Source organism: Bacillus sp. ABP14 (assembly GCF_001831375.1).
GTDB lineage: Bacteria > Bacillota > Bacilli > Bacillales > Bacillaceae_G > Bacillus_A > Bacillus_A paranthracis.
This window is the reverse complement of the sequence record NZ_CP017016.1, coordinates 3,589,667-3,612,343: the sequence shown is the minus strand read 5'-3', so window position 1 is coordinate 3,612,343 and position 22,677 is coordinate 3,589,667. Positions and strand designations below refer to the sequence as shown.

Annotated in this window: 21 protein-coding genes; 15 read left to right on the top strand and 6 right to left on the bottom strand. The window is 36.5% G+C overall.

Annotated elements, in window-relative coordinates; all coding sequences use genetic code 11:
- Positions 1-10: 10 nt before the first annotated feature.
- The 3 genes from BGI23_RS18590 to BGI23_RS18580 all read right to left on the bottom strand — a co-directional run bounded on the left by BGI23_RS18590 (position 11) and on the right by BGI23_RS18580 (position 2,516).
- Positions 11-688, bottom strand: coding sequence for an HAD family hydrolase (locus BGI23_RS18590; RefSeq protein WP_070806758.1), 678 nt, complete (start codon positions 686-688; stop codon positions 11-13).
- A gap of 22 nt (positions 689-710) precedes the next feature.
- Positions 711-965, bottom strand: a complete 255-nt coding sequence (locus tag BGI23_RS18585) for a YbeF family protein (RefSeq protein ID WP_001003945.1) — start codon at positions 963-965, stop codon at positions 711-713.
- A gap of 165 nt (positions 966-1,130) precedes the next feature.
- On the bottom strand, positions 1,131-2,516 hold the full coding sequence (locus tag BGI23_RS18580; RefSeq protein ID WP_000537895.1) for a hypothetical protein: 1,386 nt from the start codon (positions 2,514-2,516) through the stop codon (positions 1,131-1,133).
- Between the two features lie 166 nt (positions 2,517-2,682).
- Between BGI23_RS18580 and BGI23_RS18575 the strand changes: the two genes are divergently transcribed.
- Entirely contained in the window at positions 2,683-3,048 is a 366-nt protein-coding gene (locus tag BGI23_RS18575) for a YoqO family protein (protein ID WP_001226109.1), read from the top strand.
- Positions 3,049-3,063: 15 nt separating this feature from the next.
- Complete coding sequence (locus BGI23_RS18570) at positions 3,064-3,432, top strand: YoqO family protein (RefSeq protein WP_001208254.1); 369 nt, start codon at positions 3,064-3,066, stop codon at positions 3,430-3,432.
- A gap of 29 nt (positions 3,433-3,461) precedes the next feature.
- On the opposite strand, the gene BGI23_RS18565 is transcribed toward BGI23_RS18570, so the two are convergent.
- The 3 genes from BGI23_RS18565 to BGI23_RS18555 all read right to left on the bottom strand — a co-directional run bounded on the left by BGI23_RS18565 (position 3,462) and on the right by BGI23_RS18555 (position 7,120).
- The gene (locus tag BGI23_RS18565) at positions 3,462-3,986 is read right to left on the bottom strand and encodes a DinB family protein (RefSeq protein WP_001012034.1); all 525 of its coding nucleotides are present in this window, start codon (positions 3,984-3,986) and stop codon (positions 3,462-3,464) included.
- Between the two features lie 83 nt (positions 3,987-4,069).
- Positions 4,070-5,140, bottom strand: a complete 1,071-nt coding sequence (locus tag BGI23_RS18560; RefSeq protein ID WP_000172815.1) for a M24 family metallopeptidase — start codon at positions 5,138-5,140, stop codon at positions 4,070-4,072.
- A 270-nt stretch (positions 5,141-5,410) separates the two neighbouring features.
- Complete coding sequence (locus BGI23_RS18555; RefSeq protein ID WP_000863254.1) at positions 5,411-7,120, bottom strand: Rqc2 family fibronectin-binding protein; 1,710 nt, start codon at positions 7,118-7,120, stop codon at positions 5,411-5,413.
- 105 nt (positions 7,121-7,225) lie between these two features.
- On the opposite strand from BGI23_RS18555, the gene BGI23_RS18550 reads away from it, so the two are divergent.
- The 13 genes from BGI23_RS18550 (at position 7,226) to prkC (ending at position 22,492) form a co-directional block, all read left to right on the top strand.
- Positions 7,226-9,946: a calcium-translocating P-type ATPase, SERCA-type gene (locus BGI23_RS18550; protein WP_044791564.1), complete on the top strand. Its 2,721-nt coding sequence runs from the start codon at positions 7,226-7,228 to the stop codon at positions 9,944-9,946.
- Between the two features lie 100 nt (positions 9,947-10,046).
- On the top strand, positions 10,047-10,922 hold the full coding sequence (locus BGI23_RS18545) for a YicC/YloC family endoribonuclease (RefSeq protein ID WP_000564125.1): 876 nt from the start codon (positions 10,047-10,049) through the stop codon (positions 10,920-10,922).
- Positions 10,923-10,989: 67 nt separating this feature from the next.
- Positions 10,990-11,253: an extracellular matrix/biofilm regulator RemA gene (gene remA, locus BGI23_RS18540; protein ID WP_001251456.1), complete on the top strand. Its 264-nt coding sequence runs from the start codon at positions 10,990-10,992 to the stop codon at positions 11,251-11,253.
- 13 nt (positions 11,254-11,266) lie between these two features.
- A complete protein-coding gene (gene gmk, locus BGI23_RS18535) occupies positions 11,267-11,884 on the top strand; it encodes a guanylate kinase (RefSeq protein ID WP_001257738.1) in 618 nt (205 codons plus the stop codon).
- A gap of 2 nt (positions 11,885-11,886) precedes the next feature.
- Positions 11,887-12,099: a DNA-directed RNA polymerase subunit omega gene (rpoZ, locus tag BGI23_RS18530; RefSeq protein ID WP_000933970.1), complete on the top strand. Its 213-nt coding sequence runs from the start codon at positions 11,887-11,889 to the stop codon at positions 12,097-12,099.
- A gap of 172 nt (positions 12,100-12,271) precedes the next feature.
- On the top strand, positions 12,272-13,477 hold the full coding sequence (coaBC, locus tag BGI23_RS18525; protein ID WP_070806757.1) for a bifunctional phosphopantothenoylcysteine decarboxylase/phosphopantothenate--cysteine ligase CoaBC: 1,206 nt from the start codon (positions 12,272-12,274) through the stop codon (positions 13,475-13,477).
- Entirely contained in the window at positions 13,474-15,879 is a 2,406-nt protein-coding gene (gene priA, locus BGI23_RS18520; RefSeq protein ID WP_070806756.1) for a primosomal protein N', read from the top strand. The genes coaBC and priA overlap by 4 nt, the downstream gene beginning before the upstream one ends.
- 11 nt (positions 15,880-15,890) lie before the next feature.
- On the top strand, positions 15,891-16,361 hold the full coding sequence (gene def / locus BGI23_RS18515; protein ID WP_000279468.1) for a peptide deformylase: 471 nt from the start codon (positions 15,891-15,893) through the stop codon (positions 16,359-16,361).
- A gap of 23 nt (positions 16,362-16,384) precedes the next feature.
- Positions 16,385-17,329 (top strand): methionyl-tRNA formyltransferase, encoded by a 945-nt coding sequence (fmt, locus tag BGI23_RS18510; RefSeq protein ID WP_000598789.1) that lies wholly within the window; start codon positions 16,385-16,387, stop codon positions 17,327-17,329.
- A complete protein-coding gene (gene rsmB / locus BGI23_RS18505) occupies positions 17,326-18,660 on the top strand; it encodes a 16S rRNA (cytosine(967)-C(5))-methyltransferase RsmB (RefSeq protein ID WP_001249687.1) in 1,335 nt (444 codons plus the stop codon). The genes fmt and rsmB overlap by 4 nt, the downstream gene beginning before the upstream one ends.
- Positions 18,661-18,664: 4 nt before the next feature.
- A complete protein-coding gene (gene rlmN / locus BGI23_RS18500) occupies positions 18,665-19,753 on the top strand; it encodes a dual-specificity RNA methyltransferase RlmN (protein ID WP_000450543.1) in 1,089 nt (362 codons plus the stop codon).
- A gap of 4 nt (positions 19,754-19,757) precedes the next feature.
- A complete protein-coding gene (locus tag BGI23_RS18495; protein ID WP_000648696.1) occupies positions 19,758-20,510 on the top strand; it encodes a Stp1/IreP family PP2C-type Ser/Thr phosphatase in 753 nt (250 codons plus the stop codon).
- 8 nt (positions 20,511-20,518) lie between these two features.
- Positions 20,519-22,492 (top strand): serine/threonine protein kinase PrkC, encoded by a 1,974-nt coding sequence (gene prkC, locus BGI23_RS18490; RefSeq protein WP_000904734.1) that lies wholly within the window; start codon positions 20,519-20,521, stop codon positions 22,490-22,492.
- The last annotated feature ends 185 nt before the right edge of the window (positions 22,493-22,677 follow it).

Genomic DNA, 22,677 nt, shown 5'->3' with positions numbered 1-22,677 from the left:
GGTCGTCTTTTTATATCACTGTTAAAACTTCATGTAAAGAGCATATAGTAGGAATATTGTACTTGAGTTGCGAGTTATCCCGATTTAACCATATCCCTTGCATTCCAGCTGCTGTACTACTAATTGCATCTGTCTTTAATCGATCACCAATATAATAGCAATCTTTCATTTCAAAATTCGATTGTAATACAGTTCTTTGAAAAATTTCAGGGTTTGGTTTTGATATGCCAAGTTCACTAGAAGTAAATATATATTTAAAATATTGTAGAATGTTTAGAGTGGTTAACTTTTCGACTTGTTGCTCATAGTCACCATTGCTAATGATACCTAATGTGTGCCCTTCTTGCTGCAAGGCGTGTAATGTATAGTGTACATCTTCAAACGCCGTCCAGTTGTTCTTATATAGTTTTATATATTGATTGAATTTGTGCTGAGATTCTTCGGGTGATAAGTTTACTCCATATGTTTTAAATAAATGATACATTCGCATCCTTTGTTGTTCTTGAAAAGATAATTCCTTGGATAAAAATTTGTTGAAATATGCTTCTGATAATTCATGCCAGACTTCTGTCGCCTCTAATTCATTACCTGAAAAAATAGTACTATATACTTGAAAGAAATCTATAATACCATTTCTTTCAGCAGCCTTATAATCAAGTAAAGTTCCATCAATATCAAAGAAAATCATATGATAATCTCCTTGCTAATAACTATTTAGCGTTTTCCGCAACCTCATATCCTCTTACAAACAATAGCGTCATATAAGAAATAATAAATGAAAAGATACTGTACATGCCAACCCAAAAGAAGAATTTTGGAGTAAAGGCGATAACACCTATTATTAAAAAACTAGCAAACGTTACAATCGGCATGACGTAATACGTTTTCGTCTTGCGGGTTCCAACAACAGAAACGATAAAGATAAGTAACGGACAAATTAATAAGACGAAAATCAATTCATTCATAGTTATGTCCCCTTTTCGAATGGAAGTAATCTGTTTCTCGTAAACGTTTTAAAAAAATACTCTCTTAATGTAACTTCGCTAACATGTATATAATCCCTTTTGAAAGTCAGTAATAAATGCTGGATTTCACAATAAAATACGTAAGCAAGAGAAAACTTGCTTACGCTATAGAAGAAACATCGCAACGATCGTGGTGACAAGTAAACCGATAACAACCGGTAAAAAGTTTCGGCGTGCAAGTTCAAATGGATCCACTTTACAAATTGCAGCGGCAGGAATAAGTGCCCAAGGAATTAACGTCCCGCCTCCGGTCCATATGGCAGCAATTTGCCCGAGTGCTGTTAATGTAGCTGTGCCATGCCCAAGTGCTGTTCCGAAAAGATTGGCAATGGAACCAGCAAGTGATATACCAGAAAAGCCAGATCCATCTAAACCTGTTATGACACCAACGATAGTTAATGTTCCCGCCGATACATATTGATTTAAAGGAACTGTTTGAGACAAAGCGATTCCTAAGTCGTTAATGATTCCGTGCGAACCTTTCGGTAAATAGTCCCCGATAATTTTCACAAAGCCGCTATCCCCTAAATAAAAGAGTGCAGCGATTGGAATAACTGGTCCGAAAATTTTAAATCCAAATTGGAGACCTTCTATAAAATAATCGGTCGTTTTATTCAGTCCATTGCCTTTATAGGCGATGAGAGAAATGATGATAATCATAATAACAGTCGTCCCGCCGATAAGTGCAGTTGCATCGCTTCCTTGTAGTTTAAATTGAATCATGCAAAGGATATCAATGATATATACGATAGGGATACATATAGCGAGCCATTTCTTTATGTGAGGGGATAATAAAATAGTAGTTTTAGATGGTTCCGTTGATGAAACAGAGTCTTGTAACGATGGTCTTGTATGAAACTCTTTTCGTAAGAAGAAAAAAGCGACAGAAGTTGTCACAACCCCCATAACGATAACGAGTGGAACACTTGCAGAAACAACGCTAGAAACAGGAAGACCAGCAGCGTCTGCAGTTAATTTTGGTGCACCTTGTATAACGAAGTCGCCGGATAAAGCAATCCCATGACCGAATAAGTTCATAGCAATTGCCACTCCAATTGGCGGAAGACCGACACGTACAGCAACCGGTAATAAAATCGCTCCCATTAAGGCAACAGCTGGAGAAGGCCAAAAGAAGAAAGAAATTGTCATCATTAAAAGGCCGATAATCCAGTAGGCGAGGGTAGGGGTACGAATCATCTTTGTAAATGGTGAAATCATCGTATCATTTATGCCGGTATGAACGAGTAAATTGCTCATGGATACGATAATGGAAATGATTAATATAGTTGGTAATAGCTCAGTAATAGCGTAAATAAAACTTTGAAAAATGCCGCTAACGGCAAGAGGGATAGAACTTGTAGCAGTTAATGCTAATAAAAAGATGAAAACGATACAAATAATCGTCGTATCCTTTCGGAAAATAAAAAAGATAATAATAGTGAGTAAACAAATAACATAGAGAGCGTGTAATAGCGTTAATTCAACTCCCATAACATTCACATCCTTAGGCAATCGTGTAGTTTATTGTATGAAAGTAGGGAAAGTATGTGAGTATAAGAAACAGAAAAAAAGTAAAATTTCATGTACTGCAATGGTAAGGATAAAAAATGGATGTTACAATACAATTAATCCTAAAAATGGAATTAAAGGAGGGCTTATGCGCAAAATAATTGGGTTTTGGGGCTTTATCCTCTCTTGTAGTCTATTAATCATTTTAAATATGTTTACAAGCAATGAATGGATCAGTATTATACCTGTTTTTGGGTTTGTACTTATACTTTTATATAACTGGGATGATATGAAACAATATAGCAAGAAAAGTATTGGAATTATGATAGGTATCATCGTTGTTTGTTCATTATTCGTAGGAGTTATTTTAATAGAGGGTCAGAAACAAATGGAGAAAATGTCTATTTTTCAAGAATGGATGTCGTCTGCAAAAAGTCTTTATATTGTAATTGTAGTAGTTATTTTTCTAAGAATTGTTATAAGCATAGCAAGTTACATATTAAAGGAGAAGTAGAATGGGGGAGTACGAATGAGAGAGAAAATAGGTTATTATGGTGTGCTCGTTTGTTTACTATTATCAGTTATTTCAGGGCAATTTTTTAAAAGTGAATGGGTACCAGTTATATTATGTATAGGAGTATTGATTTTTGCACCTATGTATCGCTGGAACGAATGGAAATCATATAGCAGAAAAAAGAAAATTGTTTTCAGCATCGAGTTTGGTATTATAATTAGCACGATTCCATTTTTGTTACTGAAGGGAAATGAAATAATAGATGGAATTGTAATGTTTCAAGGATGGTTATTTTTTGCGAAATTGTTATATTTAACATGCATTTTAATAGTGGTAGCGCTAGTCGTTAAAAAAGTAAATGAAAAGCTATTCGCTAACGAATAGAAAATGCCACCAAATAAGGTGGCATTTTCTCATTTTATTGAATGAGCTTTTTGCATCTTTTTAACTAAGCGAATTTGTCCGCGATGATTGATTTCATCTTCAAATACGTGAAACCACTTAAAGTAGTTATTTGCTGGTTTGTCATACCAAAAGTCTGTCGTTTTAAATAGCCATTCATCAGGTAACGATTGAAAAGTCTCGATCGTTTTCGAACGTACTTCTTGTAATGTGTTTATGTAAAATTCTATAGAGTTTCCTTTTATTTTCTCACGTCCAAGATCCCCTAACTCAATAGCAGGTAACCAACGTTCTAACTCAGCCTCCGTTGGTTCACGGTCTTCAAAAGTATGAATCTGGTAGTAAAATTCAATAGCGGCCATATGGTACAAAAGCATGCCAATTGAGTTTGCTTCCTCATCATATAAATAATCAAGTTCTTCAATTGTTAAACCTTCCACGGCTTGCATTGTTGTATAGCGAGCGTAATCCATCATGGAAACAAGTTTTGAAAATTCAGGCTGTAAACCATCTATTTTATCAATTACAAAGTTCAATTAAAATTCCCCCTCTTTAAACGATGACTCCAGAGAATGAATTCTATGTGCAACGAAAAACTCCTTTAAAAAAGGCTATGATTTCAACACGGAATAACAATTAGTTCCCGAGTTGATTTTGTAATCACTTCATATCCGTCTTTTGTAATGACGATATCATCTTCAATTCTACAGCCGCCCCAGTTCGGAATATAAATACCAGGTTCAACGGTAACAACCATACCTTCTTCTAAAGTAGCTTTACTTTCTTGGGATAGGCGAAGAGGTTCATGTATTTCTAACCCAAGACCATGACCAGTAGAGTGTCCAAAATATTGGCCATATCCATGCTCAGTAATGTAATCTCTCGTTATATCATCGATACTTTTCGCAGTTTCCCCAGGTTTAATCGCTTCAGTCCCGCGTTTTAATGCTTCCCGTACAACATTGTATATTTTTTTGAATTCTTCTGATGGTTCTCCAATTGCTACAGTACGTGTTATATCGGAACAATATCCGTCGTAAAGTGCACCGAAATCTAATGTAACGACGTCGCCTCGTTCGATTATTTTATTGGATGCAACTCCATGAGGAAGGGAAGAACGGACGCCAGAAGCTACGATGATTTGGAAGGAAGAGGATGTAGCCCCTTTTTTTCGCATGAAAAATTCTAACTCATCTCGTACATCATTTTCACTTATTCCTGGTTTTAGAAACGTAAGGATGTGGTGAAATGCTTCGTCCGCAATATTAGCTGCGATTTTCATTGTTTCTATTTCATGAGTGTCTTTAATAAGACGAATGTTTTCAATGATTTCACACACTTGAACCATTTCTGTATGTACATATTTTTGTAAGTTTTTATATTGTTGCAATGTCATATTATTTTCTTCAATTCCAAGTTTTTGAATGTTTAATTTTGATACTTGATTTGCAACTTCTTCCTCTAAATTTCCTTTATGCATAATAATTTCAGCATCTTTTATTTGTGATTTCGCTTGATCAACATAGCGAAAATCAGTTATAAAAACTGCTTTATCCGCAGAGAGTAAGACGACGCCAGCGCTACCTGTAAAACCAGTTGCATATTGGCGGTTTTCTTTTTTGGTAATAAGCAATCCGTCAATTTCGTAGTTTTGTAGTTGATTTTGGATTTTATTAATTTTTAAAGTCATGTTATTCCCCCTATTCACAGTATTGAATAAAGCAAAAAGTGTGCCAAGATGTATATTTGAAGAAAGTATGGTAGGGGCAACATATATTTTAGGGGAGGGGAGATAAAAATATTGATTGGAGTTGCACTTGTACGTTATTTACATGTTGTAAAAAAATTTATACAAATGTGAAATGAAACTGTCAAATTTTTTGACAATATGGAATGGATATAGCAACTAAATTGACAACATATAAAAAATGCGTTGCTTATAAGCAACGCATTTTTGTATTTACGCTTTTAATTTCATTACAGTATCAGCATCTGGTGTTACATAAACTGTTTGCTGATTGTCGTACGTAACAAAACCAAGTTTTGCACCACTCGGTTTTTTCACATGGCGTATTTTTGTGAAATCAACAGGTACAGAACTAGACTCTTTTGCTTTACTGTAATAAGCAGCAATTTTGGCAGCTTCTAGTAAAGTTTCTTCAGCAGGTTCTAAAGAACGAATGACAACGTGAGAACCAGGTATATCTTTCGTATGTAACCAAATTTCATCACGACGGGCAAATTTCGTTGTTAAATAATCATTTTGTTTATTGTTTTTACCGACGAAAATCTCTGTGCCATCACTTGCTACATATTTATCTAATACTGGTTTAGTAGGCTTTTTCTTTCCGTTTTTCGTTTTACGATTGCGCATATAACCTTCTTCAGCTAATTCCTCACGAATTTCTTCAATATCTTTTGAAGAAGCAGCTTCCATTTGTTGAAGTAAGCTATCAAAATAAAGAATTTCTTCCTTTGTTTTTTCGATTTGTTCTTCTACAACAACAACGGAATTTTTCGCTTTTTGGTACTTTTGGAAATAGCGTTGTGCATTTTCAGATGGCGTTTTTAAAGGATCTAATGCGATCTTTACAGTTCCACCATTTTCATCATAATAGTTAACGACTTCAATATCTTTATCGCCTTTTTTCAAAGCGTACATATTGGCTGTAAGTAGTTCTCCAAATAGTTGATATTTATCTGCTTTTCCAGCATCTTGTAATGTTTTTTCTAGTTTAATGAGTTTTTTCTCATTTTTATTTTTTTCGTTTTGCATAAAGCGCTCTAAATCATGAGCTTGTTGTTTTACACGGTCACGCTCTGCTTTTCCAAAAAAGAAACGGTCTAGCAATTCACTAACAGATGAGAATGTCTTGTCTTCTCCAGCTAAGTGCGCAAGAGGGAAAAGATAAAAGAATTCTTTCCCATTTGAAGTAGTCATTGTTGGTGAATATGTATGAGTTAATAATGGTTTTTGTATGGAGAAAAATGCGTCAGCTAATGCTTTTTCATTTACCATACCTGCTTTTTTCACTACTTCTTTTGCGAATAACGGTGATATTCCGGTAAAGGTTCCGACTAGCTGTTTATCCATGTTTCCAGATAGAAAGTCTAGCGGTCTAATAAATTCATCATTTGTTTCGATCTGAAGTGGGTTAATTTTATGTTGTGCTGGTGGTGCAATATATTCAGCTCCAGCGTATACAGTTCGATGTCGGTTTACTGCTAAGGAAACGTGTTTTAAGCTATCTAAAATATTGTTTGTTTTTGTGTCTACTAAAATGATGTTACTATGTCGTCCCATAATTTCAATTACTAATGTTTTTAGCGATTCATCACCAATTTCATTTCTGCTACGAACGGTAATTTGAATAATACGCTCTAAATCAATTTGTTCAATTTTTTCAATGAATCCACCTTCTAAATGCTTACGAAGAAGCATACAGAACATTGGTGGAAGTGCAGGTGAATCATAATTTTGATTTGTTAAGTGTAAACGTGCATATGTCGGATGAGCGGAAAGAATCAGTTTTTGATTTTTTCCGTTTGCTCGAATATGTAATAAAATCTCGTATTTTGAAGGTTGATATATTTTTGAAATTCTTCCCGTGTAAAGAGAATTTGCAATTTCATGTGTAATCGCTCTTGTAAATAATCCATCGAATGCCATAAATGAACACTCCTTTCTAACTAAAAGTTAATTATAGCATTTTTTTGGACGAGGCTGAATAAGCTTTCAATAGAGTATGTCTGGAATCAGGAGGTCGATAGCAGGATGAACTGGTATGGAATGCGTGCACATGAAGTGGAAGAAAGAACGAATACGAATGTGAAGGTTGGACTTACAGAGAAAGAAGCAGAAGGGCGAATAAAAAAATTTGGTACAAATGAACTAGATGAAGCAAAAAGGCCTTCTGCACTAATGGTATTTTTGGCGCAATTTAAAGATTTTATGGTGCTTGTTTTGTTTGGTGCAACAATCGTTTCGGCTTTTTTAGGGGAATACATTGATTCTATTGCGATTGTGGCAATTGTTATTATCAATGGTATCCTCGGATTTTTTCAAGAAAGAAAAGCTGAAAAGTCCTTGGAAGCTTTAAAAGAGCTAGCCGCTCCACAAGTAACTGTACTGCGAAATGGAAAGTGGGTAAAGGCACCGTCTAAAGCACTCGTTTTAGGTGATGTTATTAAATTTTCTAGTGGCGATCGTATTGGAGCTGATGTACGTCTTGTTGAGGCGTCGAGTTTATATATTGAAGAATCAGCTTTAACAGGAGAGTCAGTTCCAGTGCAGAAGAAAGTAGAAGCGTTGCAAGGGCAAGATGTTTCAATTGGTGATCAAAAAAATATGGCTTTTATGGGTACGATGATTACACGAGGGTCTGGAACAGGAGTCGTTGTAGCAACGGGTATGAATACAGCGATGGGCCAAATTGCAAATATGTTGCAAAATGCAGAGCAAATGGAAACACCATTGCAAAGAAGATTAGAGCAACTTGGAAAAATATTAATTATTGTGGCTCTTATTTTGACAGCGCTTGTCGTGTTAGCTGGTGTGTATCAAGGGAATGAAGTATATCATATGTTTTTAGCTGGCGTGTCGCTAGCTGTTGCTGCTATTCCAGAAGGGTTACCAGCAATCGTTACAGTAGCTTTATCGCTTGGTGTACAGCGTATGATAAAAAAGAGAGCAATTGTAAGGAAGTTACCAGCAGTAGAAACGTTAGGCTGTGCTTCTGTCATATGCTCTGATAAAACAGGAACGATGACGCAAAACAAAATGATGGTAACACATATGTGGTCAGGTGGAGAATTGTGGAAAGTGACAGGCCAAGGGTATGAACCTAATGGCTCTTTTATGAAAGGTGAAAAAGAAATTAATCCAGCTAAGACGAAATCACTTTATCAACTACTTACATTTGGTTCGCTATGTAATAACGCAAATATTATTCAAAAGAAAAAGGCGTATGTATTAGATGGAGATCCAACTGAGGGGGCGCTTGTAGCTGCAGCAATGAAAGCGGGGATAACGCGTGAGGCGCTGAAAGGGAAATTTGAAATTATTCGTGAATTTCCGTTTGATTCAACTCGAAAAATGATGAGTGTTATTGTACGAGATCGAGAGGGGAAAAAGTTTGTCGTTACGAAGGGAGCACCAGATGTCCTTCTGCAAATGAGTCAAACGATTTTATGGGGGGATAAGCAGCAACCATTAAGTGAGTTGTATAGAAAAGAAGTACAGGCGGCTATTCATAGCTTAGGTAGTCAAGCACTTCGAACAATTGCAGTTGCTTTTAAGCCTTTAAAAGTAACAGACTCAATTGAACATGAAAGAGACGTTGAAAAAGATTTTATGTTAGTTGGAATACAAGGAATGATTGATCCGCCAAGACCAGAAGTAGAGCAGGCAGTAAAAGAGTGCAGAGAAGCTGGTATTCGAACAGTGATGATTACAGGTGATCATAAAGTGACTGCAATGGCGATTGCAGAACAATTAAGTATTTTACCACCAGGTGGACGCGTTGTTGAAGGGGTAGAACTCGCAACTATGGATGTAGAAGAATTAGAAAATGTTGTAGAAGATACGTATGTATTTGCTCGTGTATCACCAGAACATAAATTGAAAATTGTTAAGGCGTTGCAAAATAAAGGGCATATAGTGGCGATGACAGGTGATGGAGTAAACGATGCTCCGGCTATAAAAACTGCGGATATTGGGATAGCGATGGGAATTACAGGGACAGATGTTGCAAAAGAAGCTTCATCTCTCGTATTGCTGGACGATAATTTCGCTACGATAAAATCAGCAATTAAAGAAGGTAGAAATATATACGAGAACATACGTAAGTTTATTCGTTATTTATTAGCATCGAACGTTGGAGAAATTTTGGTCATGTTATTTGCCATGTTACTTGCACTACCGCTGCCGATGGTTCCAATTCAAATTTTATGGGTGAATTTAGTTACTGACGGTTTACCGGCGATGGCGTTAGGTTTGGATAAGGCCGAGGGAGACGTGATGAAGAGAACGCCGCGTCATCCGAAAGAAGGGGTATTTGCTAGAGGGCTTGCCTGGAAAATTATAAGCCGTGGCTTTCTAATAGGAGCAGTGACGTTAGTAGCATTTATTATTGCGTATAATCAACATCCAAATGAACTGAAATATGCACAAACTGTAGCGTTTGCAACATTGGTACTTGCTCAGCTGATTCATGTATTTGATTGCCGAAGTGAGCATTCTGTTTTCCACCGCAATCCGTTTGGAAATGTGTATTTAGTAGGAGCGGTTATCATTTCATTACTACTCATGCTAGTCGTTATATATTATCCACCGTTACAACCGATTTTTAGCACGATGCCAATACAAGCGAGAGATTGGTTGTTAATTGGAGGTTTATCGTCAATTCCGACCTTCTTATTAGTAGGCTCTTTATTAACAGGGAAAAAGGGGAAGAAAAAGCCAATATTATATAAGAAGGGATTAAACTTGAAATAGTCAATGATATGAAAATGTGATATAATTTACAGAAGGTAGTAGAGCCTTGTCTCTATTACCTTTTTCATTGAGTTATTTCATGGCTTGGATGTGATAAAAAATGATTTGTAGTATGACAGGATTTGGAAGGTCGAAAGTAGAGAGTGATACTTTTCAAATTACAGTAGAAATGAAATCGGTGAACCACCGTTTTCTAGAGATGAGTATTCGACTACCGAAGCAAATGACGGTATTTGAAGACAAAATTCGTAAAATAATTGCACAGCAAGTTCGCCGTGGACGTATTGAAGTGTCTATTAGTATAGCGGGTGAAGGGCTTGTTGAAAGAAAATTAAGTGTGAATTGGTCGCTTCTTGAGCAGTACCAATCAATTATGGAAGATATAAAAGGAAAATTTCAATTACAAGATTCTATTACACTCGAGCAATTAATGGCAATGCCAGAAGTAACAGCGATTGAAGAGGTAGAAAACGTAAATGAACAATTTGAGAACAGTTTATATGAGGCTGTTCGCCAAGCTGCTCATATGTTAAAAACGATGAGAGATGGCGAAGGAGAACGATTACATAAAGATATAGCGTATCGCTTACAAGAGATTCATAATTGTGTAAATGCTATTATTCCGCATGCACCAATTGTTACACAAAAATATCGTGAACGATTAGAAAATCGCTTAAAGGAATTACATAATCAAGATCTAGATGAACAAAGATTGCTAACAGAAGTTGCAATCTTTGCTGAGCGTTGTGATATTCACGAAGAGTTAGTTCGTTTGCAAAGTCATTTAGAACAATTCCGTGAAACACTGCAGATTGAAGAGCCTGTTGGAAGGAAAATGGATTTCATCGTGCAAGAGATGCATAGAGAAATTAATACGATTGGTTCTAAGGCAAATGACTTAACAATTTCAAAATATGTTGTAGAAATGAAAAATAACCTTGAAAAAATTCGTGAACAAGTACAAAATATTGAGTAGCTTTCAAAAAATATATAAAGTTATACGTGGTGGAGAAATCGGATAGACTTACTAGGAGGCGCAAACTATGGCCATGCGGTTTTTAAATATTGGATACGGAAATATTGTATCTGCTCATCGAATTATTGCTATTGTAAGTCCGGAGTCAGCTCCTATTAAACGAACAGTACAGGAAGCACGCGAACACAATGCTTTGCTTGATGCTACGTATGGGAGAAAAACAAGGGCGGTTATTGTTATGGATGATGGGCATGTTGTATTAAGTCCAATTCAGCCAGAGACGATTGCACATCGTTTGAATAATAAAGAAGATTTAAGTGAGGAAGGGTAGGTTTTACATATTTATGAGAAGTAGAAGAGGATTGCTCATCGTTCTTTCAGGACCTTCTGGGGTTGGTAAAGGAACGGTTCGAAAAGAGCTGTTTAGTCATGAGGATACACGTTTTCAGTACTCCATTTCAGTAACGACACGTAAGCCACGTGAAGGTGAAGTGGATGGTGTGGATTATTTCTTTAAAGAGAGAGAAGAATTTGAGGAAATGATTCGTAATGAAAAATTACTTGAGTGGGCTGAGTTCGTAGGTAATTATTACGGAACACCAATTGACTATGTTGAAAAAACATTACAAGAAGGAAAAGATGTATTCTTAGAAATTGAAGTGCAAGGAGCAATTCAAGTTAAGAAAGCTTTCCCAGAAGGTGTATTTATTTTCTTAGCACCTCCAAGTTTATCTGAACTAAAGAACCGAATTGTCGGTCGTGGTACAGAAACTGAAGATGTTATTGAAAATCGTTTAACGGTAGCGAAAGAAGAAATTGATATGATGGACGCTTACGACTACGTTGTAGAAAACGACCAAGTTGAACTAGCTTGTGAAAGAATTAAAGCAATTGTGGTTGGCGAACATTGCCGCCGCGAAAGAGTAGCAAAATATTATAAAGAAATGACGGAGGGTCTATAATTATGTTAAATCCATCAATTGATTCATTATTAACAAAAATCGATTCTAAATATACACTTGTAACAGTGGCTGCAAAACGTGCGCGCGAAATGCAACTTGCTAATAACTGTGTTGTAGAAAAACCAGTTTCTCATAAATGTGTAGGTAAAGCATTAGAAGAAATCGATATGGAAGCGTTAAGCTACGTACCAAGTGAAGATAAAGTAACTGAATAAGACTTTGTCTTCGACAATTTAAAACATAGACTTTATAATTTTCTATGTAACGGTAACAACCTATTTACAAGTAGGTTGTTATTTTTTTACGGTAGGGAAGAAATATTGATACTGATGAGCTGATAATCTTGTTTCAGTATTATAAGTTTGAAAAAGAAAGAGGACGAGCCATATGCTAAAAGGGAAAAAGATACTTTTATGTGTAACAGGAGGCATTGCGGTCTTTAAAGCGGCTGCGTTAACGAGTAAATTGACACAATCTGGTGCTATTGTAAAAGTAATGATGAGTGAGTCGGCAATGAAATTTGTTACACCTCTTACATTCCAAGCGCTTTCTCGCCATGATGTATATACGGATACATTCGATGAGAAAGACTCAGCTGTTATTGCTCATATCGATTTAGCAGATTGGGCAGATGTTGTACTTGTTGCACCTGCTACAGCCAATTGTATTGGAAAGTTAGCTAACGGTATTGCAGATGATATGATTACAACTACTTTGTTAGCTACTACAGCCCCAGTGTGGATTGCACCTGCTATGAATGTGCATATGTATGAAAATAAAATTGTTCAAAAAAATATGATGACGTTAAAAACGTTAGGATATACATTTATTGAGCCTGGAGAAGGTTTTTTAGCGTGTGGTTATGTAGCGAAAGGAAGATTAGAAGAACCTGAAGCGATTATCGCACGGTTAGAAGAGGCTTTTTCAGAACAAAAACCATTGCATGGAAAAAGAATATTAATAACTGCTGGTCCAACACGTGAAAAGATTGATCCAGTTCGTTTTATGACCAATTTTTCTTCTGGAAAAATGGGATATGCGATTGCGGAAGTGGCAGCGAACTTAGGCGCTGATGTTATACTCGTTTCGGGACCGACAGCATTAAACCCGCCATTACATGTAACTACGGTGCAAGTGGAATCTGCACAAGATATGTTAGAGGCGGTTATTCAACATTATGAAGACGTGGATGTTGTTATTAAAACAGCAGCAGTTGCAGATTATCGCCCGAAATACGTTCATGATAATAAAATGAAAAAGAAAAATGGCGATGCTGTAATTGAACTTGAGAGAACAGTAGATATTTTAAAAACGTTAGGTGAGATGAAAGACAAACAGTTACTTATCGGTTTTGCGGCTGAAACGACAAACGTAGAGGAATATGCAACGAAAAAATTACGTGAGAAAAATGCGAATATGATTGTTGCAAACGACGTAAAGGCGCAAGGAGCTGGATTTGGTACAGATACGAACATTGTAACAATGTATAGAAAAGATGGAGAAGTTATAGAGTTGCCACTTTTAACGAAGAAAGAGGTTGCTCGTGAAATATTAAAGCAAATTGAAATGATGTTAGAAGATGATCGTCTATGAAATTTGCAAGTGTAATTGTTGATGTACCTGCACGTCAGACAGATCGACCATTTGATTATATTATCCCTGAAAAATGGGAAGATATTGTCCAGACAGGCATGCGTGTAGTAGTTCCGTTTGGCCCAAGGAAATTGCAAGGTTTTATTATTGGGATTAAAGATTCGGTTGAAGTAGAAAGTAAGAAGTTAAAGACAATTCATGAAATTTTAGATGTAACACCCGTTTTAAATGAAGAGTTGTTAAAGCTAGGGTATTGGCTTACAAGTGAAACGTTATGTTATATGATTTCAGCTTTTCAAGTTATGCTTCCAACGGCGATAAAAGCAACATATAAAAAACGTCTACAACTTCGTAAACAAGAAGAAGTAGCACCTGAACTACTGTTTTTATTTCAGGACAAAGAAGCGATAGATTGGGAAGCGATTGAGACGCAGCCACAGCTATACCGCACGATTCAACAAGAAATTAAACATGGTACGATTGAAGTTGTTTATCAAGTAAAAGATAAAGTACAAAAGAAGAAACAAAGAGTCGTTCAACCGGAGTTGCCAGAAGATAAATTAGAATTAGCAGCATTTGAACTGAAAAGTAAAAAACAACAAGATGTCCTCTATTATTTTGTGGAAAATTATAAAAGTGTACCGTTGAAAGTAATAACAGAAGAGTTACAAATAACAGATGCTCCAATTAAAGCACTTGTTAAAAAGGGACTACTCTCAGAAAAGTATGTGGAAGTGTACCGAAATCCGTATGACGATGACGATTTTGAACAAACGAAACCATTCCCACTTACTGAGGAACAAAAGCAAGTTATTACACCGATTTTATCATCAATTACAAATGAAACTTACAATCCATTTTTACTATATGGTGTTACAGGAAGCGGAAAAACAGAAGTATATTTACAATCTATAGCAGCGGTGCTCGAGAAAGGAAAAGAAGCTATTGTACTTGTTCCTGAAATTGCACTAACGCCTCAGATGGTAGATCGTTTTAAAGGTAGATTTGGCTCACAAGTTGCAGTTCTTCATAGTGCGCTGTCTGTTGGAGAAAAATATGATGAATGGCGTAAGATTTTAAGAAAAGAAGTGAAAGTCGTAGTTGGTGCACGTTCAGCTGTATTTGCTCCTTTTGAAAATTTAGGGATTATTATTATTGATGAGGAACATGAATCGAGCTACAAGCAAGAAGATAATCCGAGGTATCATGCAAGGGATGTAGCTGTGTGGAGAGGACAATATCATAAATGCCCTATCGTTCTTGGTAGTGCAACACCGACGCTTGAATCGTTTGCAAGAGCGAAAAAAGGTGTGTATGAATTACTGACGATGGAAAAACGTATGAACGAACAAGCTTTACCGACAGTAGAGATTGTTGATATGCGTGAAGAACTTCGTGACGGGAATCGCTCCATGTTTTCAAAGGCACTGCATGAAAAAATAGCAGATCGGTTAGAAAAGAAAGAACAAATGGTGCTCTTTTTAAATAGAAGAGGTCATTCTACATTTGTTATGTGCCGTGATTGCGGGTATGTTGTACAATGTCCGCATTGTGATATCTCGCTGACATATCATAAAATGAATCATCGTTTAAAATGCCATTATTGCAGTTACGAAGAAAATATGCCGACTGCGTGTCCTGCTTGTCAAAGTACATACATTCGTTTCTTTGGTACAGGTACGCAAAAGGTCGAAGAAGAAATTACAAAACTATTTCCAGAGGCACGAGTCATTCGAATGGATGTAGATACGACGAGTCGTAAAGGGATGCATGAGAAATTATTAAAGGCGTTCGGGGAAGAAAAAGCAGATATATTACTTGGAACACAAATGATTGCAAAAGGGTTAGATTTTCCGAAAGTAACGCTTGTTGGTGTTTTAACTGCTGATACGATGCTTCATTTACCTGATTTCCGGGCGAGTGAAAAGACTTATCAGTTATTGACGCAAGTAAGTGGACGAGCAGGCCGACATGAATTGCCAGGGGAAGTTATCATTCAAACGTATACGCCAGAACATTATAGTATAGAGTTAGCAAAGAACCAACAATATGATGTGTTTTTTGATCAAGAAATGCAAATGAGGCGAACGAGACAATACCCACCTTATTACTATGTTGTACTTGTGACGGTATCTCATCCAGAATTATTAAAGGCAGTACAAGTGACGGAAAAAATTGTCGGTCATTTACGGACGCACTGTTCGCAGCAAACGATGGTGTTAGGACCGGTTGCTTCAGCAATTCCAAGGATAAAAGATAGATATCGTTATCAATGCATGATAAAATACAAACGGGAACCAAACTTAAAGAACGTGCTCAAAATGGTAAATGAACATTATCAAGCAGAAATGCAAAAAGAGCTACAAATCTCAATTGATTTTAATCCAACAATGTTAATGTAGCGGAGGGAAATATGGCAGTTTTAGAAATAGTAAAGCATCCAAATGAAGTGTTAGAAACACCGTGTGAAAGAGTAATTAACTTTGATAAAAAGTTAGTGAAATTGTTGAAAGATATGCATGAAACAATGTTAATTGCGGACGGAGTCGGTTTAGCTGCGCCTCAAGTAGGGGTAAGCTTGCAAGTGGCGGTAGTTGATATCGGTGATGATACTGGGAAAATTGAGTTAATCAATCCATCGATATTAGAAAAACGTGGTGAACAAGTAGGTCCCGAAGGCTGTTTAAGCTTCCCGGGACTTTATGGTGAAGTGGAACGTGCGGATTATATTAAAGTGCGTGCGCAAAATCGTCGAGGCAAAGTATTTTTACTAGAAGCAGAAGGGTTTTTAGCGCGTGCAATTCAACATGAAATCGATCATTTACACGGTGTGTTATTTACATCGAAAGTGACAAGATATTATGAGGAAAACGAATTAGAATAGGTATTAAAAGGAGCGGTTTTTAAATGATAAAAGTAGTATTTATGGGAACACCGGACTTTTCAGTGCCGGTGCTTCGTCGTCTTATTGAAGATGGCTATGATGTAATAGGTGTTGTGACGCAACCAGATCGTCCGGTAGGCAGAAAGAAAGTATTAACACCTACACCTGTTAAAGTGGAAGCAGAAAAACATGGTATTCCAGTGTTACAACCGTTAAGAATCCGTGAAAAAGACGAATATGAAAAAGTATTGGCATTAGAGCCGGATTTAATTGTAACAGCTGCGTTCGGTCAAATTGTACCAAATGAAATTTTAGAAGCACCAAAGTATGGATGTATTAACGTCCACGCTTCTTTACTTCCTGAACTTCGTGGTGGTGCACCAATCCATTATGCAATTATGGAAGGGAAAGAAAAAACAGGTATTACAATTATGTATATGGTAGAAAAATTGGATGCTGGTGATATTTTAACGCAAGTAGAAGTGGAAATTGAAGAGCGTGAAACGACAGGCTCGTTATTTGATAAGTTAAGTGAAGCAGGGGCACATCTTTTATCTAAAACAGTACCTTTACTAATTCAAGGTAAGTTAGAACCAATTAAACAAAACGAGGAAGAAGTAACGTTTGCATATAATATAAAACGTGAGCAAGAGAAAATTGATTGGACAAAAACAGGTGAAGAAGTATACAATCACATTCGCGGATTGAATCCATGGCCAGTTGCTTATACAACTTTAGCAGGACAAGTTGTTAAAGTATGGTGGGGAGAAAAAGTACCTGTAACGAAATCAGCTGAAGCAGGTACGATTGTTGCGATCGAAGAAGATGGTTTCGTTGTAGCAACTGGTAATGAAACGGGTGTTAAAATTACAGAATTACAACCTTCTGGTAAAAAGCGTATGAGTTGTGAGCAATTTTTACGTGGCACAAAACCTGAAATTGGAACGAAGTTAGGAGAAAATGCATGAGACAAAATGTTCGTGAATTAGCTCTTGATGGTTTAATTCAAGTAGAAAAAAGTGGTGCATACAGTAACTTACTTTTAAATAATCTAATTGAAAAAAGTACAATTGATAGAAAAGATATTGGTTTATTAACTGAAATTGTATATGGAACAATTCAACGTCGTGATACATTAGATTATTATTTACAACCTTTTTTAAAAAAGAAGGTTGAGGCATGGGTAAGGGTATTGCTTCGTTTATCGTTATATCAGATGATCTATTTAGACCGAGTACCAGAAAGAGCGGCTATTCATGAAGCCGTTGAGATTGCAAAGCGTCGCGGGCATAAAGGAATTGCTGGTATGGTGAACGGTGTATTACGTTCGATTCAAAGAGAAGGTGTACCTTCTGTAGATGAAATCAAAGATCCGGTAGAACGCTTGGCAACTGCAACAAGTCATCCAGTTTGGCTTGTCCAAGAATGGGCTTCAGAATATGGTTTAGAAACTGCTGAGAAAATGTGTGAAGTGAACATGTTACCGCCTGTACCAACAGCGCGTGTAAATGTTGATAAAATAACAGTAGAAGAAGCAATTACATTATTAGCTAGTGAAGGTATAGAAGCGAAGCGTGGCGATTTATCAGATGATGCAATTCAAATTGAAAGAGGGAATGTAGCGCACACAGATGCGTTTAAAAAAGGTTTTCTTTCTATTCAAGATGAAAGTTCTATGCTGGTAGCACGTGCCTTAGAACCAGATGAGGGAGATGTAGTTCTTGATAGTTGTGCTGCTCCAGGTGGAAAAACAACGCATATTGCAGAGCGATTAAAAGGAACTGGTCAAGTCATGTCCCTTGATTTACATGCACACAAAGTACGTTTAATTAAACAACAAGCAGAGCGACTTGGTCTAGGAAATGTCGAAACAAAGGCATTAGATGCTAGAAAAGTACAAGAACACTTTGCAAATGAAACGTTTGATAAAATATTAGTAGATGCCCCATGTTCTGGATTTGGTGTAATTAGACGTAAGCCTGATATTAAGTTAGGTAAAGATAAAGGCGATAGTGAAAGACTATCGACGATTCAACTTGCAATACTAGAAAAAATCGCACCGTTATTAAAACAAGGTGGTCGCCTTGTTTATAGTACGTGTACAATTGAGAAAATAGAAAATGAACAAGTAATAGAACGATTTTTACAAGAGCATCCTGAGTTCGAGTGGGATACTACGATAAAAGAGCGTATGCCAGAAAAGTTAAGTCCGTATATTGATGAAGGTCAAGTACAAATTTTACCGCATTATTTTGCAACAGATGGCTTTTATATTGCTTGTTTAAGGAAGAAGGTGTAGCATCGTGGAAACGACTGTGAGAAAACAAAAGAAAAATTTAGAAACGAAAAAACCATCAATTTACTCTTTACAACTTCATGAAATGCAAGATTGGTTAAAGGAGCAAGGAGAACCAAAGTTCCGTGCTGGCCAAATTTTTGATTGGTTATATAAAAAACGTGTAAAAAATTATGAGGATATGTCAAACCTTTCTAAAGGATTGCGTGAAAAATTGTCGAATTCCTTTGATATTACTACTTTAAATACGTTAGTAAAACAAACGTCTTCGGATGGAACAATTAAATTCTTATTCCAATTATATGATGGATATTCTATTGAAACGGTATTAATGCGACATGAATATGGAAATTCCATTTGTGTAACAACACAAGTAGGTTGTCGTATTGGGTGTACGTTCTGTGCTTCAACGCTTGGCGGTTTAAAGCGAAACTTAGAAGCTGGAGAAATTGTAGCACAAGTAGTAGAAGTGCAACGTGCACTTGATGAATCAGAAGAACGTGTAAGTTCTCTTGTCGTTATGGGAATTGGAGAACCATTTGATAACTATGATAATTTAATGGGATTCTTACGCATCATTAATCATGAAAAAGGACTTCATATTGGTGCGAGACATATGACAGTTTCGACAAGTGGAATCATCCCGAAAATTTATAAGTTCGCTGAAGAAGATTTACAAATTAATTTTGCGATTTCACTGCATGCTCCAAACTCAGAATTACGTTCAAAATTAATGCCGATTAACCGTGCTTATAAGCTACCAGATTTGATGGAAGCTATTAAATACTATGTAAATAGAACAGGGCGTCGTATTACTTTTGAATATGGACTATTTGGAGGCGAAAATGACCAAGTTGAGCACGCTGAAGAGCTTGCTGCGCTCTTGAAAGGTGTAAAATGTCATGTGAACTTAATTCCGGTAAACTATGTACCTGAACGTGATTATGTACGTACGCCACGTGAACAAATTTTCTTATTTGAAAAAACGTTAAAAGATCGTGGAGTAAATGTAACGATTCGCCGTGAACAAGGTCATGATATTGATGCAGCCTGCGGTCAGTTGCGTGCGAAGGAGCGCAAAGAAGAGACGAGGTGACGAGATGAAAGCCGTGTTTCTATCAGATAAAGGAAAAGTTCGTCAACATAATGAAGATAGTGCAGGAGTTTTTCACAATTTAGATGGAAATATTTTAGCGGTAGTAGCAGATGGAATGGGAGGTCATCGAGCTGGTGATGTAGCTAGCTCGATGACCATTCAATTATTCCATGATTATTGGAAGCAAACGCATAATATGAACGAGCCAAAAAAAGTAGAAGAGTGGTTACATACTAGCGTGGGGATTATTAATGAGCGTATATATGAATACTCTAAGCAACATGTAGAATGTAATGGTATGGGAACAACACTTATAATAGCGATTTGTACACCAAATTTTGTGACGATAGGTCATATAGGAGATAGTCGTTGTTATATGGTATCAGAGGGAGAAATCTCGCTTGTAACGGAAGATCACTCACTTGTTAATGAACTTGTGAGACATGGTGAAATTTCAAAAGAAGACGCAGAATATCACCCGAAAAAGAATGTTTTGTTAAGGGCATTAGGAACAGAAGAGAAAGTCGGATTAGATGTGAAAACATTAGTGCTAGAGGAAGATGATCAGTTACTTCTTTGCTCTGATGGACTATCTAACAAAGTTTCTATTGCTGATATGCAACAAGTTTTACAGTTAAATGAACAGCTAGAAACTAAGGGACAACGTCTCATTCAATTGGCGAATGATCGTGGCGGGGAAGATAATATCACCCTTGTTCTCATTGATTATGCGGGTTCGACAAACGAAAGTAGGTGAAGTGCAACGTGCTGATTGGAAAACGCTTAAATGACCGTTATAAGCTACTGAAAATGATTGGTGGCGGTGGAATGGCCAATGTTTATTTAGCTCATGATGATATACTAGGCCGAGATGTAGCGGTGAAAATATTAAGACTCGACTATTCAAATAACGAAGAGTTTATTAAACGTTTCCATCGAGAAGCGCAGTCTGTTACAACGTTGTCGCATCCAAATATTGTGAATATGTATGATGTCGGAGAAGAAGATGGTATATATTATCTTGTAATGGAGTATGTACCAGGACAAACATTGAAGCAATACATAATTGAGCAAGGAATGTTACCGATAGGAGAAGCTCTTGATATTATGGAGCAGTTAACATCCGCCATGGCACACGCCCATCATTTTGAAATTGTGCACCGCGATATTAAACCGCACAATATTTTAATTCGAGCTGATGGAGTAATAAAAGTAACAGATTTTGGAATTGCGACAGCTACAAGTGCAACAACAATTACACATACAAATTCAGTACTCGGTTCGGTGCATTATTTATCACCAGAACAAGCACGTGGCGGGATAGCAAATAAACAATCAGATATTTATTCCCTAGGGATTGTTATGTTTGAGTTGTTAACAGGAAGACAACCATTTTCTGGCGAATCTGCTGTTGCTATAGCTTTAAAACATTTACAAAGTGAAATTCCGTCTCCAAAAAGATGGAATGAAAATATTCCGCAAAGTGTCGAAAATATTATATTAAAGGCAACTGCGAAAGATCCGTTTCATCGATATCAATCTGCTAATGCGATGAAACGAGATATTGAAACTGCGCTATATCCAGAGAGGATAAATGAGCAGCCATTTTACATACCGGAAGATATGGAAGCGACAAAAGCGATTCCGGTTATTCAACAGGAACAATTATTCGAAAATGTAACTGATGAAACAATTGTTTTACAAGGAAGTAAAGTGGATGAACAGATAAGAAAAGAAGAAACGGATTTAAGTAAGAAGAAAAAACGAAGTAATAAATGGCTCAAAATTTTAATTACAACATTTTTACTGTTAGCGATTGGAATAACGTTAGCGCTTACTGTTATTCCAGGATTCTTTATTCCAAAAGATGTAAAAGTACCTGATGTGGCTGGTATGAAATATACGACCGCAGTAAATACATTAGTTGAAAAGGGTTTTGAAGTTACGGAACCTAATATTGTATATACAGATGATGTTGAAACCGGTGATGTTATAAAAACAGACCCTGTGGCAGGAAGAGTCGTGAAAGAAAACTCTAAAATTACTATCTATCAATCAGGTGGGAAAAAGAAAAGTAAGATGAGTGATCTTACAGGGAAAGATTTTGAGAGCATAAGGTCTGAATTAGAAGAAAAATATAAACAAGTTACAATAAATTATATTGAAAATGATAGACCAAAAGGTGAAATCGTTGAGCAAATTCCGACGCCAGATCAAATGGTAGTAGAGGCGGAACAAGACCTGAAAATTTGGGTAAGTAAAGGTCCTTATCAAATTAGACCAGGTGACTTTTCAGGATGGACTGAAAATAGTGTCAATGGTTATTTGAATGAGAGGAAACTAACTCCAGATATAAAACGAGAGTATTCCGATACTGTTGATAAAGGACTTGTAATTTCGCAATCTCCAAAACCGGGAACGCCGTTAAAAGAAGGGGATAAAGTGACGATTATCATCTCAGAGGGCCCTAAGCCGAAAGTAACGAAAACCGTGAAAGTGGATAATATTTCTATTCCGTATGAGTCTTCTATAATAGGTGAGAAAAAACCGCAAACGATAGAAATTTATAAAGAAGATATGCAACAAAAAATGGATAGACCAATTGAAACTAGAACAATTTCAGAGTCGGCAACTATTTCATTAGAATTTGTAATTCAAGAAGGTACAAAAGGACATTATAAAATTGTACGAGATGGTGTAACGATTATCGACAAAGAAGTACCATACCCAACTCAATAATAATGAATTCCATTTTATCTCCAAAGAGAATGGAATGTATTACTTCTGCCTGTTATGCTGTCTACATATAGTGGACTGTATAACAGGCAAAAATATATGATTCAAAAAGATATAAAAGTGATACTGTTATAAATAATATTTTAAATTTGATGGTAGATTAAATATGATGGTAGATTAAATATATT

Bases quoted from the DNA above. Each gene is read 5' to 3' on its own strand.
- rpoZ (WP_000933970.1), top strand. From the start codon at position 11,887: ATGTTAAATCCATCAATTGATTCATTATTAACAAAAATCGATTCTAAA.
- gmk (WP_001257738.1), top strand. From the start codon at position 11,267: ATGAGAAGTAGAAGAGGATTGCTCATCGTTCTTTCAGGACCTTCTGGG.
- BGI23_RS18590 (WP_070806758.1), bottom strand. From the start codon at position 688: ATGATTTTCTTTGATATTGATGGAACTTTACTTGATTATAAGGCTGCT.
- BGI23_RS18555 (WP_000863254.1), bottom strand. From the start codon at position 7,120: ATGGCATTCGATGGATTATTTACAAGAGCGATTACACATGAAATTGCA.
- BGI23_RS18545 (WP_000564125.1), top strand. From the start codon at position 10,047: ATGATTTGTAGTATGACAGGATTTGGAAGGTCGAAAGTAGAGAGTGAT.
- BGI23_RS18585 (WP_001003945.1), bottom strand. From the start codon at position 965: ATGAATGAATTGATTTTCGTCTTATTAATTTGTCCGTTACTTATCTTT.
- BGI23_RS18580 (WP_000537895.1), bottom strand. From the start codon at position 2,516: ATGGGAGTTGAATTAACGCTATTACACGCTCTCTATGTTATTTGTTTA.
- remA (WP_001251456.1), top strand. From the start codon at position 10,990: ATGGCCATGCGGTTTTTAAATATTGGATACGGAAATATTGTATCTGCT.
- coaBC (WP_070806757.1), top strand. From the start codon at position 12,272: ATGCTAAAAGGGAAAAAGATACTTTTATGTGTAACAGGAGGCATTGCG.
- rsmB (WP_001249687.1), top strand. From the start codon at position 17,326: ATGAGACAAAATGTTCGTGAATTAGCTCTTGATGGTTTAATTCAAGTA.
- BGI23_RS18575 (WP_001226109.1), top strand. From the start codon at position 2,683: ATGCGCAAAATAATTGGGTTTTGGGGCTTTATCCTCTCTTGTAGTCTA.
- BGI23_RS18495 (WP_000648696.1), top strand. From the start codon at position 19,758: ATGAAAGCCGTGTTTCTATCAGATAAAGGAAAAGTTCGTCAACATAAT.
- def (WP_000279468.1), top strand. From the start codon at position 15,891: ATGGCAGTTTTAGAAATAGTAAAGCATCCAAATGAAGTGTTAGAAACA.
- BGI23_RS18550 (WP_044791564.1), top strand. From the start codon at position 7,226: ATGAACTGGTATGGAATGCGTGCACATGAAGTGGAAGAAAGAACGAAT.
- BGI23_RS18570 (WP_001208254.1), top strand. From the start codon at position 3,064: ATGAGAGAGAAAATAGGTTATTATGGTGTGCTCGTTTGTTTACTATTA.
- fmt (WP_000598789.1), top strand. From the start codon at position 16,385: ATGATAAAAGTAGTATTTATGGGAACACCGGACTTTTCAGTGCCGGTG.
- BGI23_RS18560 (WP_000172815.1), bottom strand. From the start codon at position 5,140: ATGACTTTAAAAATTAATAAAATCCAAAATCAACTACAAAACTACGAA.
- priA (WP_070806756.1), top strand. From the start codon at position 13,474: ATGAAATTTGCAAGTGTAATTGTTGATGTACCTGCACGTCAGACAGAT.